Source organism: Methyloceanibacter stevinii, from assembly GCF_001723355.1.
GTDB classification, from domain to species: domain Bacteria; phylum Pseudomonadota; class Alphaproteobacteria; order Rhizobiales; family Methyloligellaceae; genus Methyloceanibacter; species Methyloceanibacter stevinii.
Window position 1 is genome coordinate 276472 of record NZ_LPWE01000012.1, and the last position, 13225, is coordinate 289696.

Genomic DNA, 13225 nt, shown 5'->3' on the forward strand with positions numbered 1-13225 from the left:
ATTCTTAAGTCCTGCCCTTAGCCTTACGCCCGTGCGGAGTCGCGCCGACCACCGGACGTCCGCCCTCTTGTGCCTCAAGGGCCTTGGTCTCCTGGGCCATGGGGTCGTGCTCCATGATCTCGCCCTTGAAAATCCAAACCTTGATGCCGATGATTCCATAGGCCGTACGCCCGAGCGCCGTCCCGTAGTCGATATTGGCGCGCAGCGTGTGCAGCGGCACACGGCCCTCGCGGTACCATTCCATGCGCGCGATTTCCGCGCCGCCAAGCCGGCCCGAGCAATTGATGCGGATGCCGAGCGCGCCCATGCGGACCGCCGACTGCACCGCCCGCTTCATGGCCCGGCGGAACGCCACGCGGCGTTCGAGCTGCTGGGCAATACCCTCAGCCACCAGCGTCGCGTCGACCTCCGGCTTCCGCACCTCGACGATGTTCAGGTGCACTTCGGAGTCCGTCATCGTCGCCAGCTCTTTGCGGAGCGTCTCGATGTCCGCGCCCTTCTTACCGATCAGGATGCCCGGACGAGCGGTATAGACCGTGACGCGGCACTTCTTGTGCGGGCGCTCCACGACGACCTTCGAAATGCCGGCCTGCTTGCGCGTCTTGAGAATGTGCTCGCGCATCTTGAGATCTTCGTGCAGCAGGTCTGCGTACTCGCCGCGAGAAGCGAACCAGCGCGAATCCCAAGTGCGGTTGACACCGAGCCTAAGCCCGATCGGGTTGACTTTCTGTCCCATCAAGCAGGCTCCTCAACTTGACGCACGACCACGGTCATCTGCGAAAACGGCTTCAAAATCCGAGCCGCCCGGCCGCGTGCACGCGCCTGAATGCGCTTCATCACAATGTTCTTGCCCACATAGGCTTCCGACACGACCAAGGCATCGACATCCAGATCGTGATTGTTCTCTGCGTTCGCGATCGCCGACTCCAAGGTCTTCTTGACGTCCTTGGCGATACGCTTGCGCGAGAAGGCGAGATCGGCCAGAGCGCGATCGACCTTCTTGCCCCGAATGAGCTGAGCCACGAGGTTCAGCTTCTGCGGGCTCACGCGGATAAGCCGGGTGACGGCCTTCGCCTCGTTGTCCTTGAGCGTGCGCTCTCTCTGCGGCTTGCCCATGACTACTTGCCTCTCTTCACTTTCCTGTCGGCGGCGTGGCCGTGATAGGTCCGCGTCGGCGAAAACTCACCGAACTTGTGACCCACCATGTCTTCCGTCACCAGAACGGGCACATGCTTCTGCCCGTTATGAACACCAAACGTCAGCCCCACGAACTGAGGAAGAATGGTGGACCGGCGCGACCACATCTTGATCACGGCGTTGGAGCCGCTCTCACGCGCCTTCTCAGCCTTCTTCAAGAGAAAGCCGTCGACGAACGGGCCTTTCCAAATCGAACGTGCCACGTCTTATCCCTTCTTCTTCTTCAGATGGCGGCTGCGCAGAATGTACTTGTCGCTCGCCTTGTTGGTGCGCGTACGCTTGCCCTTGGTGGACTTACCCCAAGGGGTGACCGGGTGCCGGCCACCGGACGTCCGTCCTTCACCACCGCCATGCGGATGATCGATCGGGTTCATCGCCACACCGCGAACCACGGGCTTGCGGCCTTTCCAGCGGCTGCGGCCAGCCTTGGACAACGACACATTCGCGTTGTCCGGGTTGGAGACCGCACCGACCGTCGCCATGCAGGTGGCCGGAACCATGCGCGTCTCGCCAGAATTCAGACGCAAGATCGCGTAGCCGGAGTCACGGCCGACGAGCTGCACATAGGCACCCGCCGCGCGTGCGATCTGGCCGCCCTTGCCCTGCTTCATCTCCACATTGTGGACGATGGTGCCAATCGGCATGTTCGCCAGCGGCATCGCATTGCCAGGCTTCACGTCGACCTTTTCGTCGGCGATCACCTTGTCGCCCGGCGCCAGACGCTGCGGCGCCAGAATGTAGGCCAGCTCGCCGTCGTCGTACTTGATCAGTGCGATGAACGCCGTGCGGTTCGGATCGTATTCCAGCCGCTCGACGGTCGCCGCGACGCCGTGTTTGGTCCGCTTGAAATCGACCATGCGGTACGAACGCTTATGACCGCCACCACGATGCCAGATCGAGACGCGTCCCGTGTTGTTACGGCCACCCGACTTGTTCAAGCCCTCCGTGAGCGGCTTGACCGGCTTGCCCTTCCACAGATGGCTGCGGTCCACGAGCACCAGCTGACGCTGGCTCGGCGTGGTCGGTTTGAATGTCTTCAACGCCATCGCGCTAGATCCCTGTCGTCACGTCGATCTTGTCGCCTTCGGCGAGCTTGACGACGGCCTTCTTCGTATCCTTCTGGGTACCCTTGATGCCCCGGAAGAACTTGGTCTTACCCTTGCGAGTCAGTGTGTTCACGGCCACCACCTTGACGCCGAACAGCTTCTCCACCGCGTTCTTGATCTGCGGCTTCGTCGCGTTGAGGCGAACCTTGAACACCACCTGATTGGATTCGGACGCCTCACTCGATTTCTCGGTGATCACCGGTGCCAAAATCACGTCATATGCTTGCAGCGCACTCATTTGAACCGAGCCTCCAGCGCCTCAAGCGCAGCCTTGGTCAGCACGAGCTTCTCGTGCCGCAAAATGTCGTACACGTTGATGCCCTGGATCGGCAGCACATCCACATGCGGGATGTTGCGCGCCGCGAGCGCGAAGTTCGTCTGTACCTCGGCACCGTCCACAATCAGCACGGACCCAAAGCCCAGCTTCTCGAATTGCGTCTTCAGCGCCTTCGTCTTGGCATCCTTCATGTCGCAGGAATCCAGGACGATCAGCTCTTCGGCCTTCGCCTTGGACGACAGCGCATGCTTCAGGGCCAGCGCGCGAACCTTCTTCGGCAAATCGAAACCGAAATTGCGCGGCTTCGGACCGAAAGCCTTACCGCCGCCACGGAAGATACCGGGCTTGGCGCTGCCGTGACGCGCACGGCCCGTGCCCTTCTGCCGGTACATTTTCGCGGTCGTCGCCGTGATCTCCGAACGGTCCTTCGTCGCGACCGTACCGGCGCGGCGCTTGGCCAGCTGGTAGCGCACCATCCGGTGCAGCAAGTCGGCGCGCGGCTCGAGCCCGAAGACTTCTTCGGACAGTTCCACGGTTCCCGCCTTCTTGGCGTCGAGCGTTGTTACATCCGCTTTCATTACGCGTTCTCTCCGCCCTCTGCCGGCTGTGCCGCTTCTGCCTCAGCAGCAGGCTCTTTGACCGGCGCTAGTTCCTCGGCGCCCTTTCGGAACGCACCGGGGACCGGTGCACCCTCGGGCAGCGCCCGCTTGACCGCATCGCGCAGGAGAACCCATCCGCCCTTGGCACCGGGAACGGCGCCGCGGATCATGATGAGACCGCGCTCGGCATCCGTCTTCACCACGCGCAGATTCTGCGTCGTGACGCTCACGTCACCCATGTGACCAGCCATCTTCTTGCCCTTGAACACCTTGCCGGGATCCTGGCACTGGCCGGTGGAGCCATGGCTTCTGTGGTTGATCGACACGCCGTGGCTGGCCCGGAGACCGCCGAACCCGTGCCGCTTCATGCCACCGGCAAAACCCTTACCGATAGACGTTCCCGAGGCATCGACGAACTGCCCTTCGACGAAGTGGTCGGCGGTGATCTCCGCGCCCACATCGATCAAATTCTCCGGGCTCACCCGAAACTCAGCGACTTTACGCTTCGGCTCGACATTCGCCACGGCGAAACCGCCGCGTTGAGCCCGCGTCAAACGCTTAACTTTGGCACGGCCGGCACCAAGCTGAACGGCGGTGTAGCCGTTCTTTTCCGCGGTCCGCTGACCGACGACCTGGCAGTTTTCCAGGCGCAGCACCGTCACCGGGATGTGTTCCCCGGCATCGGTGAAGATCCTGGTCATACCGACCTTTTGCGCGATAACACCTGATCGCATCGAACTAATTCCTTGCCTCGTCCCGCAACCGGTTACAGCTTGATCTCAACATCCACGCCGGCGGCGAGATCGAGTTTCATCAAAGCGTCGACCGTCTGCGGCGTCGGATCGACAATGTCGAGCAGCCGCTTGTGCGTCCGCATCTCGAACTGCTCACGGCTCTTCTTGTCGATATGCGGCGAGCGGTTCACGGTGAACTTCTCGATACGGGTCGGCAGCGGGATTGGCCCGCGGACATCCGCACCGGTACGTTTCGCCGTGTTGACGATTTCCTTGGTCGACGCATCGAGAATGCGATGGTCGAAGGCTTTCAGCCTAATTCTTATGTTCTGGCTCTGCATCTCGACGGCCTTAAGTTAGAGAAACGCGCCGCCCCAAAACGGAGCGGCGCACTTCCCAAATACCCTTACTCGATGATCGACGACACGACGCCGGCGCCGACGGTGCGGCCACCTTCACGGATAGCGAAGCGAAGCTTCTCTTCCATTGCGATCGGCACGATCAGCTCAACGGTCATGGCAACATTGTCGCCCGGCATCACCATCTCGGTGCCTTCCGGCAGCTCGACCACACCCGTCACGTCGGTGGTGCGGAAGTAGAACTGCGGACGGTAGTTGCCGAAGAACGGCGTGTGGCGGCCGCCCCTCTTCTTTCGTGAGGTGTATGCCTCGGCCTTGAACTTCGTGTGCGGCGTCACGGAGCCGGGCTTGGCCAGAACCTGACCACGCTCGACACCTTCACGGTCGATACCACGAAGCAGGCAGCCCACATTGTCGCCCGCCTGGCCCTGATCGAGCAGCTTACGGAACATCTCAACGCCGGTAACGGTCGTCTTCGTCGTCGGCTTAATACCGACGATCTCGACTTCCTCGCCAACCTTGACCACACCGCGCTCGACACGCCCGGTGACCACGGTGCCGCGGCCCGAGATCGAGAACACGTCTTCGATCGGCATCAGGAACGCGCCGTCGACAGGACGATCCGGCTGCGGGATGTACTCGTCGACAGCCTTCATGAGCTCGAGAATGGCTTTCTGACCGATCTCGGGATTGGAGTCCTCGATCGCGGCAAGAGCCGAGCCCTTGATGATCGGGATATCGTCGCCCGGGAACTCGTACTTGGACAGAAGCTCGCGAACTTCGAGCTCGACGAGGTCCAGAAGCTCCTCGTCATCGACCTGGTCGACCTTGTTCAGGAACACCACCAGCGCCGGCACACCGACCTGACGAGCCAGCAAAATATGCTCGCGGGTCTGCGGCATCGGGCCGTCGGCGGCCGACACCACAAGGATGGCGCCGTCCATCTGCGCCGCACCCGTGATCATGTTCTTCACGTAGTCGGCGTGACCCGGGCAGTCCACGTGCGCGTAGTGCCGGTTCTCGGTCTCGTACTCCACGTGTGCCGTGGAGATCGTGATGCCGCGAGCCTTTTCTTCAGGCGCCTTATCGATTTCATCGTAGGCGGTGAACGTGGCGCCGCCGGTCTCAGCCAATGTCTTGGTGATCGCAGCGGTCAGGGTCGTTTTACCGTGATCGACGTGACCAATCGTACCGATGTTACAATGCGGCTTTGACCGGTCGAATTTCTCTTTAGCCATTGTGGCTCTCCATTCCTCTCACCAGAAAGCTAAAACTCAACGCCCAATCGCTTAGGCGAACTTTGCTTGCACTTCTTCAGCCACCGCCTGCGGAACCTGCGCATAGCTGTCGAACTGCATCGTGAACTGCGCCCGTCCCTGACTCATGGAACGTAGCGTGTTCACATAACCAAACATGTTGGCTAGCGGGACCATGGCATTGATCACCGTCGCGTTGCCCCGGGGCTCTTGGCCTCGGACCTGACCGCGGCGGCTGGTAAGATCGCCAATGATACCGCCCACATATTCCTCCGGCGTCACCACTTCAACCTTCATCATCGGCTCAAGCAGTTTCGGCGCAGCCTTTTGAGCTGCTTCGCGGAAGGCCGCGCGGGACGCGATCTCAAACGCCATGACAGACGAGTCGACGTCATGCGACGCGCCGTCAACCAGCGTGCACTTTACGTCAAGGATCGGGAAGCCGGCGAGCACACCCGCATCGATGACGCTCCGCACGCCCTTCTCGACACCGGGAATGAACTCCTTCGGCACGTTACCACCGACAACCTTGTTCTCGAAAACGAAGCCCTCGCCCGCCTCGGTCGGCTCGATCTCCATCTTCACGCGAGCGAACTGACCCGAACCGCCAGTCTGCTTCTTGTGGGTGTAGTCGACATTGGCCGGCTTCGTGATCGTCTCGCGGTAGGCCACCTGGGGTGCGCCCACATTGGCCTCGACCTTAAACTCGCGCTTCATGCGATCGACAATGATGTCGAGGTGAAGCTCGCCCATGCCCTTAATGATCGTCTGTCCGGATTCGTGGTCGACCGTAACGCGGAAGGACGGATCCTCCTGGGCCAGCCGGTTGAGCGCCACGCCGAGTTTCTCCTGATCGCTCTTGGTCTTGGGCTCGACAGCAACCTCGATGACGGGATCCGGGAACTCCATCCGCTCCAGGATCACCGGCTTGGTCGGATCACATAGCGTGTCGCCCGTGGTGACATCCTTGAGGCCCGCAATGGCAACGATGTCGCCGGCATAGGCTTCCTTGATGTCTTCGCGGTGATTGGAGTGCATCAGCAGCATACGGCCGATACGCTCTTTCTTGTCCTTCACCGTGTTGAGCAGGCTCATGCCGGTCTCGACTTTGCCCGAATAGATGCGGCAGAAGGTCAGCGAACCGACGAACGGGTCGTTCATGATCTTGAAGGCAAGCATCGACAGCGGCGCATCGTCAGAAGCCGGGCGATCGACCTCTTCCTCCGTCTTCACGTCGATGGCCTTGATGGCCGGCACGTCGAGCGGGGACGGAAGATAATCGACCACCGCGTCAAGAAGCGGCTGCACACCCTTGTTCTTAAAGGCGGAACCGCACAGGATAGGCACGAAGTCGAGATTGCAGGCGCCCTTCCGGATCAGCTCTTTCAGCTTCTCCTCGGAGATCTCCTTGCCTTCGAGATAGGCCTCCATGGCCTCCTCGTCGACTTCGACCGCCTGCTCAATGAGCGCCTCGCGATACTCCTGGGCCTTGTCCTGAAGGTCGGCCGGAATGTCCTCGTCGTGGAACGTGGCGCCCAGCGACTCGTCGTCCCAGATCACCGCCTTCAGGCGTACGAGGTCAACGATGCCCGCAAAGTCCGACTCAGCACCGATCGGCAGCTGCAGCACGATCGGGTTGGCGCCAAGGCGCTCCTTGATCGTCTCGAGCGACATAAAGAAATCGGCGCCGATCTTGTCCATCTTGTTGACGAAGATCATGCGCGGCACGTGGTACTTGTCGGCCTGACGCCACACCGTCTCGGTCTGCGGCTCCACGCCCTGGTTGGCGTCAAGCAGCGCGACGGCGCCGTCGAGAACACGCAAGGACCGCTCGACCTCGATCGTGAAGTCCACGTGGCCGGGCGTGTCGATGATGTTGATGCGCTTGTCGTTCCAGAACGCCGTCGTCGCGGCCGACGTAATGGTGATACCGCGCTCCTGCTCCTGCTCCATCCAGTCCATGGTGGCCGCGCCATCATGGACCTCGCCGATCTTGTGGCTCTTACCGGTGTAGTAGAGCACGCGCTCGGTCGTGGTGGTCTTGCCGGCATCGATATGCGCCATGATACCGATGTTGCGGTAGTCCTTGAGGGGCGTCTGACGGGACATCGTTCGAGTTCCTTGAGCCGGTTACCAGCGATAGTGCGAGAAGGCGCGGTTGGCCTCGGCCATCCGGTGCGTGTCCTCGCGCTTCTTCACGGCCGAGCCGCGGTTGTTGACGGCATCGAGAAGCTCACCCGACAGCCGCTCGACCATCGTGTTCTCGTTGCGCCCACGGGCCGCGGAGATAATCCAGCGAATGGCCAGCGCTTGGCGGCGGTCGATACGGACTTCGACCGGCACCTGGTAGGTCGCACCGCCCACACGGCGGGAGCGCACCTCAATGGCCGGCATGACGTTCTGCAGCGCCTGATGAAACAATTCGATCGGGTTCTGCTTCACCTTGTCTTCCATCTGGTCGAGCGCGCCATAGACGATCCGCTCGGCGGCAGACTTCTTGCCGTCCAGCATGATGGAATTCATGAACTTGGTGAGCACCTGATCCCCAAACTTGGGATCGGGAATGATCTCCCGCTTATCAGCTTTGTGCCGCCTGGACATATCGCTTCAATCCGTTCCTTAAAGACCAAAAAAGCGCCCCACTACTTGGGCCGCTTGGCTCCGTATTTCGAGCGCCGCTGACGGCGGGCGCTGACGCCTTGCGTGTCGAGCACGCCGCGAATGATGTGGTAGCGCACACCGGGAAGATCCTTCACGCGGCCGCCGCGGATCATGACCACGGAGTGCTCCTGAAGATTGTGACCCTCACCCGGGATGTAGCTCGTCACTTCCTGCTGGTTGGTCAGGCGCACGCGCGCGACCTTCCGGAGGGCCGAGTTCGGCTTCTTCGGCGTGGTGGTGTACACGCGGGTGCAAACCCCCCGCTTCTGCGGGCAGGCCTGCATGGCCGGTACTTTGTTGCGCTTTACCGGGGCCTTACGCGGCTTCCGGATCAATTGCTGAATCGTTGGCATAGCAGCCCTAGCGTCCAATCGTTTGCGACGGCGAAACCGCCTCATTCACCTATGGGCGCGAACGCCCAAAACCACATGGGCGACACCGCCCGAAAACCTGGGCGGATGGCCCAAAACACAAGAGCTGAAGCTGCGAGTCGTCCCTCGCGTCCTTCAGCGCTCAAAACAGAGGATCTTGAGGGGAAACCCCCAAGATCATGACCCCGATATGATCCCGGTTAGTCCGGCAGCGTCTAACCCGCGCCCCAAAGGGCATCCTCTCGGTGGGCTACCGCCTGCCGCTAAATGTGGCCGCGTTGTATCAGGCCGCTTCTCGAAACGTCAAGGGCTCAAGCGCCTGAAATCGGGGGCCAAGCTCCGTTTTTCACGGTTTTGCCGCTTGGCCCCCTATATCTCTGCAATGCCTTAGGCCGACGGGCCCTCAGTGGTGTCTTCCGGCACCGCTTCCTCGGCCACTGCATCCTCCGGAACGACCTCGCCGACCGGTTCTAGAGCGTCCTGGCCCGAGCGCTGGCGCTCTTCCAGAATCAGTTCATCGCGATGCGTGGCAATCCGATTGAGCCGGGAGAGCATGCCGCCCGTACCGGCCGGGATGAGCCGGCCCACGATGACATTCTCCTTGAGTCCCTCGAGGGTATCCTTCTTTCCGTTGACCGCCGCATCGGTAAGCACGCGCGTGGTCTCCTGGAAGGAGGCCGCCGAAATGAACGACCGGGTCTGAAGGCTCGCCTTCGTGATGCCGAGCAGAACGTGCTGGCCTTCGGCCTTCTTGCCGCCCGCCTCTTCCGCCGCCAGGTTGGCGTCTTCGAAGTCGATGCGGTCCACCTGCTCGCCCTTCAGGAACTCGGTATCGCCCGGATCGTCGACCTCGATCTTCTTGAGCATCTGGCTGACGATCACCTCGATATGCTTGTCGTTGATCGTCACGCCCTGGAGCCGGTAGACCTCCTGAATCTCGTTCACGAGATAGTTGGCCAACTCCTCGACACCCTTAATGGCCAGGATGTCATGCGGCGCGGGGTGTCCGTCGAGCAGGTACTCGCCCTTCTCGATCCGATCGCCCTCCTGCACCGTCAGATGCCGGCCCTTCGGGATCAAGAACTCCACCGCCTCGGCGCCTTCCTCGTCGGGAAGGATGCTGATCCGCCGCTTGTTCTTGTAGTCGCGGCCGAGCTGCACGATGCCCGAGACTTCGGCAATGATGGCATGATCCTTCGGACGCCGTGCCTCGAACAGGCTCGCGACGCGTGGCAGACCACCCGTGATATCGCGGGTCTTGGCGCTCTCCATCGGGATACGGGCCAGCACGTCACCGGCCTTCACCTCGCTGCCGGGCTCCACGGACAAGACCGCGTCCACCGGAAGCAGATAGCGGGCTTCACCACCACGCGAAAGCTTCCCGATTTCGCCCTTCTTGTCTTTGATAGCCATTGCCGGACGAAGATCGGCGCCACGGGGCGACGCACGCCAGTCGATGATCACGCTGTTGGTGATACCTGTCGACTCATCGCGCTGCTCCGACACGGAGACGCCCTCGACCAGGTCCTCGAATTCAACCGTGCCTTCGATCTCGGTGAGAACCGGACGCGTATAGGGATCCCACTCGGCGAGACGATCGCCGCGCTTGACCTTGTCGCCGTCGTCGACACGCAGATGCGTACCGTAAGGCAGACGATGGGTCGCGAGCTCGTTGCCCTCGTCGTCCACGATCACGATGGTCGTGTTCCGGCTCATGACCATGTGGCGCCCTTGGGAGTCTTCAACGACGTTGCGCTGCTTGATCTTCACCGTGCCCTCAAAGGCCGATTCCAACGAAGACTGGTCCGCGACCTTGGAACTCGCCACGCCGCCCAAGTGGAAGGTCCGCATGGTGAGCTGCGTTCCGGGCTCACCGATCGACTGTGCCGCGATAACACCCACGGCCTCGCCCATGTTGACGGGCGTGCCGCGGGCCAAATCGCGCCCATAGCAGCTTGCGCAGATACCGTTCCGGGTTTCGCAGGTCAGGGCCGAGCGCACGCGAATCTCCTGGACCCGCGCATTTTCGATGGCCTCGACGTGCTCTTCCTCGATCAGCTGACCTTGCGCGACGATGACATCGCCGGTCGCCGGATCCTTGACGGGATCGGCTGCCGTACGGCCCAGCACGCGCTGGCCGAGCGACACGGTGACCTCGCCCGCATCAAGAACAGCGCGAACCGTAATGCCGCCCTCGGTACCGCAATCCTCTTCGGTGACGATGCTGTCCTGCGCCACGTCCACGAGACGACGCGTCAGGTAACCGGAGTTTGCCGTCTTCAAGGCGGTATCGGCCAGACCCTTACGGGCACCGTGAGTGGAGTTGAAGTACTCCATCACCGACAGGCCTTCCTTGAAGTTCGAAATGATCGGCGTCTCGATGATCTCGCCCGACGGCTTGGTCATCAGACCGCGCATACCGGCAAGCTGCTTCATCTGCGCCGGCGACCCACGGGCACCGGAATGCGACATCATGTAGATCGAGTTGATCGGCTTCTCGCGGCCGGTCTCCTCGTCAATCTGCACCGAAGAAATGCGCTTCATCATTTCCTTCGCGACGAGCTCGGTACATTCGGTCCAAGTGTCGACCACCTTGTTGTACTTCTCGCCACGGGTGATCAGACCGTCATTGTACTGCTGCTCGTACTCGCGCACGAGCTCGGTCGTCTTGTGGATGATGTCGTCCTTGGTCTCCGGGATCACCATGTCGTCCTTGCCGAACGAGATGCCGGCGCGGCACGCATAGCGGAACCCGAGGCCCATGATCTTGTCGCAGAAGATGACCGTCTCCTTCTGACCGCAGTGGCGGTAGACCACGTCGATCATCTTGGAGATCGCTTTCTTCGTCAGGAGCTGGTTGACCTGGTCGAAGCTGACCTCCGCACGGCGCGGCAACAGCTCGCCAAGGAGCATGCGGCCCGGCGTCGTGTCATAGATATACGCGACCCAGTTGCCGTCCTCGTCCTTGGTGATGTAGCGGCCCTTGACCTTGGCGTGCAGCGTCACGGCGCCGGACTCGAGCGCGTGATGAATCTCGGCGACGTCGCCGAAGATCATCCCCTCGCCCGGCTCGTTGTCCATGACCAGCGACAGGTAGTAGAGGCCGAGCACGATATCCTGGGACGGCACGATGATCGGCGAACCGTTGGCCGGGTGCAGGATATTGTTGGTCGACATCATCAGCACACGCGCTTCAAGCTGCGCCTCGAGCGACAACGGCACGTGCACGGCCATTTGGTCGCCGTCGAAGTCGGCGTTGAACGCCGCGCAGACGAGCGGATGCAGCTGAATGGCCTTGCCTTCGATGAGCTTGGGCTCGAAAGCCTGAATGCCCAAACGGTGCAGCGTCGGCGCACGGTTCAGCATGACCGGATGCTCGCGAATAACCTCGTCGAGGATATCCCAAACCTCGGGCTTCTCCTTCTCGACGAGCTTCTTGGCTTGCTTGACGGTCGAGGCATGGCCCTTGGCGTCCAGCCGCGAGTAGATGAACGGCTTGAACAGCTCGAGCGCCATCTTCTTCGGCAGACCGCACTGATGCAGCATCAGGTCGGGACCGACCACGATGACCGAACGGCCCGAATAGTCGACGCGCTTGCCGAGCAGGTTCTGACGGAACCGGCCCTGCTTGCCCTTCAGCATATCGGCGAGCGACTTCAGCGGACGCTTGTTGGCGCCGGTGATGACGCGGCCGCGGCGGCCATTGTCGAACAGCGCGTCGACGGCCTCCTGCAGCATGCGCTTTTCGTTCCGGATGATGATGTCCGGCGCGCGCAGCTCCATGAGTCGCTTCAGGCGGTTGTTACGGTTGATGACGCGGCGGTACAGATCGTTGAGGTCCGACGTCGCGAAGCGGCCGCCATCGAGCGGCACCAGCGGGCGCAGTTCCGGCGGAATGACCGGCACGACAGTCAGGATCATCCATTCGGGACGGTTGCCCGACTGGATGAAGGCCTCGACCACCTTCAGGCGCTTGGCCAGCTTCTTCGGCTTCAGCTCGGTGGTCGCCTCGGCGATTTCCACGCGCAGGTCCGCCGCGATCTTCTCGAGGTCGAGACCCTTGAGGAGTTCGCGGATCGCCTCGGCACCGATGCCCGCCGTGAACGAGTCCTCGCCGAAATCGTCCTGCGCCTGCATGTACTCTTCTTCGGACAGAAGCTGCAGCGGCTTGAGCGAGGTGAGCCCCGGCTCCAGCACGATGTAGTTCTCGAAATAGAGGACGCGCTCGAGATCCTTCAGCGTCATATCCAGGAGAAGGCCGATCCGGGACGGAAGCGACTTCAGGAACCAGATATGGGCGACCGGCGCGGCGAGCTCGATGTGGCCCATGCGCTCGCGGCGCACCTTGGCCAGCGTAACCTCGACGCCGCACTTCTCGCAGATGACGCCCTTGTACTTCATGCGCTTGTACTTGCCGCACAAGCACTCGTAGTCCTTCACCGGGCCGAAGATGCGCGCGCAGAACAGGCCGTCGCGCTCAGGCTTGAACGTCCGGTAGTTGATGGTCTCAGGCTTTTTGATCTCCCCGAACGACCACGACAGGATCTTTTCCGGGCTCGCAATACCGATCTGAATCTGATCGAAATTCTGCTGCGGAGTCTGCGGGTTGAACAGGTTCGCGAGATCTTGGTTCATTCTGCTTGTCTCCAAATGGGCGGGGCCGCC

13 protein-coding genes are annotated in these 13225 nt (G+C 61.6%); all 13 read right to left on the reverse strand.

The annotated features are described in order from the left end of the window. Positions 1–4 precede the first annotated feature (4 nt). Positions 5–736 carry a 30S ribosomal protein S3 gene (gene rpsC / locus AUC70_RS10860; protein WP_069444870.1) on the reverse strand — a complete coding sequence of 244 codons (732 nt, stop codon included), beginning with the start codon at positions 734–736 and terminating at the stop codon, positions 5–7. Further along, positions 736–1116, reverse strand: a complete 381-nt coding sequence (gene rplV / locus AUC70_RS10865) for a 50S ribosomal protein L22 (protein WP_069444871.1) — start codon at positions 1114–1116, stop codon at positions 736–738. Before rplV ends, rpsC begins: the two co-directional genes overlap by 1 nt. A 2-nt stretch (positions 1117–1118) precedes the next feature. After that, positions 1119–1400: a 30S ribosomal protein S19 gene (gene rpsS / locus AUC70_RS10870; protein WP_069444872.1), complete on the reverse strand. Its 282-nt coding sequence runs from the start codon at positions 1398–1400 to the stop codon at positions 1119–1121. Between the two features lie 3 nt (positions 1401–1403). Further along, entirely contained in the window at positions 1404–2243 is an 840-nt protein-coding gene (gene rplB, locus AUC70_RS10875; protein WP_069444873.1) for a 50S ribosomal protein L2, read from the reverse strand. Positions 2244–2247: 4 nt separating this feature from the next. Continuing rightward, a complete protein-coding gene (locus AUC70_RS10880) occupies positions 2248–2541 on the reverse strand; it encodes a 50S ribosomal protein L23 (RefSeq protein WP_069444874.1) in 294 nt (97 codons plus the stop codon). Continuing rightward, positions 2538–3158: a 50S ribosomal protein L4 gene (rplD, locus tag AUC70_RS10885; protein ID WP_069444875.1), complete on the reverse strand. Its 621-nt coding sequence runs from the start codon at positions 3156–3158 to the stop codon at positions 2538–2540. Before rplD ends, AUC70_RS10880 begins: the two co-directional genes overlap by 4 nt. Beyond that, positions 3158–3913, reverse strand: coding sequence for a 50S ribosomal protein L3 (gene rplC / locus AUC70_RS10890; protein ID WP_069444876.1), 756 nt, complete (start codon positions 3911–3913; stop codon positions 3158–3160). The genes rplD and rplC overlap by 1 nt, the downstream gene beginning before the upstream one ends. 32 nt (positions 3914–3945) lie before the next feature. Beyond that, positions 3946–4254 (reverse strand): 30S ribosomal protein S10, encoded by a 309-nt coding sequence (gene rpsJ, locus AUC70_RS10895; protein WP_045367562.1) that lies wholly within the window; start codon positions 4252–4254, stop codon positions 3946–3948. Between the two features lie 65 nt (positions 4255–4319). Next, positions 4320–5510, reverse strand: a complete 1191-nt coding sequence (gene tuf / locus AUC70_RS10900; protein WP_069444877.1) for an elongation factor Tu — start codon at positions 5508–5510, stop codon at positions 4320–4322. A 51-nt stretch (positions 5511–5561) separates the two neighbouring features. After that, positions 5562–7637 carry an elongation factor G gene (fusA, locus tag AUC70_RS10905; protein ID WP_069444878.1) on the reverse strand — a complete coding sequence of 692 codons (2076 nt, stop codon included), beginning with the start codon at positions 7635–7637 and terminating at the stop codon, positions 5562–5564. Positions 7638–7658: 21 nt separating this feature from the next. Further along, entirely contained in the window at positions 7659–8129 is a 471-nt protein-coding gene (rpsG, locus tag AUC70_RS10910) for a 30S ribosomal protein S7 (protein ID WP_069444879.1), read from the reverse strand. Between the two features lie 41 nt (positions 8130–8170). Beyond that, positions 8171–8542: a 30S ribosomal protein S12 gene (gene rpsL / locus AUC70_RS10915; protein ID WP_045367566.1), complete on the reverse strand. Its 372-nt coding sequence runs from the start codon at positions 8540–8542 to the stop codon at positions 8171–8173. A 405-nt stretch (positions 8543–8947) separates the two neighbouring features. Then, entirely contained in the window at positions 8948–13195 is a 4248-nt protein-coding gene (rpoC, locus tag AUC70_RS10920; RefSeq protein WP_083241481.1) for a DNA-directed RNA polymerase subunit beta', read from the reverse strand. Positions 13196–13225 lie beyond the last annotated feature (30 nt).